Origin of the sequence: Arthrobacter celericrescens (assembly GCF_003614925.1) — a bacterium.
GTDB classification, from domain to species: domain Bacteria; phylum Actinomycetota; class Actinomycetes; order Actinomycetales; family Micrococcaceae; genus Arthrobacter; species Arthrobacter celericrescens.
The window spans coordinates 1-1426 of the sequence record NZ_QYLP01000051.1 but is presented as its reverse complement, the minus strand read 5'-3'; the positions used below and the strand labels follow the sequence as shown (position 1 = coordinate 1426).

The window sequence follows — 1426 nt, the reverse complement described above, 5'->3', positions numbered from 1 at the left end:
CTAGGAGACTGCTGAACAACGTGATCGTGGGGCGGGCGGAACGCCACCAATGGCCGTCAAGCGGCGTGTTCGGGTCAGCACCCGTGGGTGCGACAACGGGGTCGTTCCGCCCGCTGGGTTCATTCTGCACCCATATGTGGGGCTCATCCAGTGGTGGGATTGATTGGCTGGCTGCGGGCGGTGGGTTATCCTAGCGCCCATGATCCATTGTTCTCGTGAAGTCCGAGGTTGAGCAGGCGTCGCAGGTTCAGTGCCGCGATCCGTAGGTTCAGCCAGGCGTTGTTCTTCGTGGTGCCGCGGTGCCGAACGCGGCGGTTGCCGCGGGTGAGCCAGGCGATGGACCGTTCGACCATGGGCCGGTGCGTGCGGTAGGTCTGCTGGAAGGCCGGGTCCGCGGCGCGATGGCGGTGTTCGCGCTGCAACGCGTCGTGTTCGTGGAGAACGAGCTTGCGTCCCCGGGGCGAGGTGGTGCATCGGGCCCGGAAAGGACAGCCCGTGCAGGCGGCCCCGAACGTGACCCGCCGCTTGGCGGTGATCTTGCGGGTGAGCCCGTGCGGGCAGGTCACGGTGCCGGCTGCTTCATCGACGGTGAAGTCATCGAGGGTGAACCCGCGCTCCACTGCCGGGCGCAGCGGCCAGGGTTTGATCACCGGAAGATGCCCGGCGGCCGCGAGGGCGGCGAGCATGTCTCCCGTGCCGTAGGCCGAATCGGCCAGGACGTCCACACTGGTGCCGCCGATTGTGGGATCCATGGTGAGTAGCCGGGCACCGACGGTTCCGTCGCTGTTTTCCGGTCCGGAGGCCTTGGTCAGCTCCGCGGCGGTGACCAGCCCGGTGTCGGGCTCGATGACAATGTGGGCCTTGAATCCGTCCTGCTGGCGGGACTGGGTCTTGTGCGCGTGCCGGGCGTCGGGGTCCACGGTGGAGATCATCCGGTCCGGGGCGACCTTGCGGGCGATCCGCCACCGCCCGTCGGTCCCGTCCGAATCCTCGGCCGGTTCCACGTCCTGCCCGGCGACCAGTGCCAGTAGTGCGTACGCATCGGCCGCCTTACCCTCCAAGGTCTCGGGATTCACCGCCGCCAGCAGGCCCAGCGCGTCGGTGACCAACGCCGAAACCAGCCCGTCCCTGGCATCCTGGTCGTCCCAGTCGATGTCCGGTTTGCCGGTGCGTGTGTAGTCACACCCTTGAGCGTGGGTGCTCAGCAGTTCCTGCCCACCAGGGATGTCGCGGCCGAAGCGGCGGATCGCGGCGATGATCTGCGTGATGGTGTCCTGCCTGGCGACCGCGTCGTCCAGGACCGTGGAGTCCACCGCCCGGCGGCGCTTGCCCGCGAGGACCCCGGTTTCCGCGACGACCTCGGCGATGGCTTCCATGATCCGGTGCGGGTTCTCGGAGGCGGCCAGGCGCCTGCGCCAGTACGTCA

The 1426-nt window shown here is 68.3% G+C and carries 1 protein-coding gene; it reads right to left on the bottom strand.

Annotated features, from left to right (window positions below; all coding sequences use genetic code 11):
- Positions 1–185: 185 nt before the first annotated feature.
- The coding region (locus D3654_RS11835) for a transposase (protein WP_120521701.1) at positions 186–1426 on the bottom strand (1241 nt) is incomplete at its 5' end.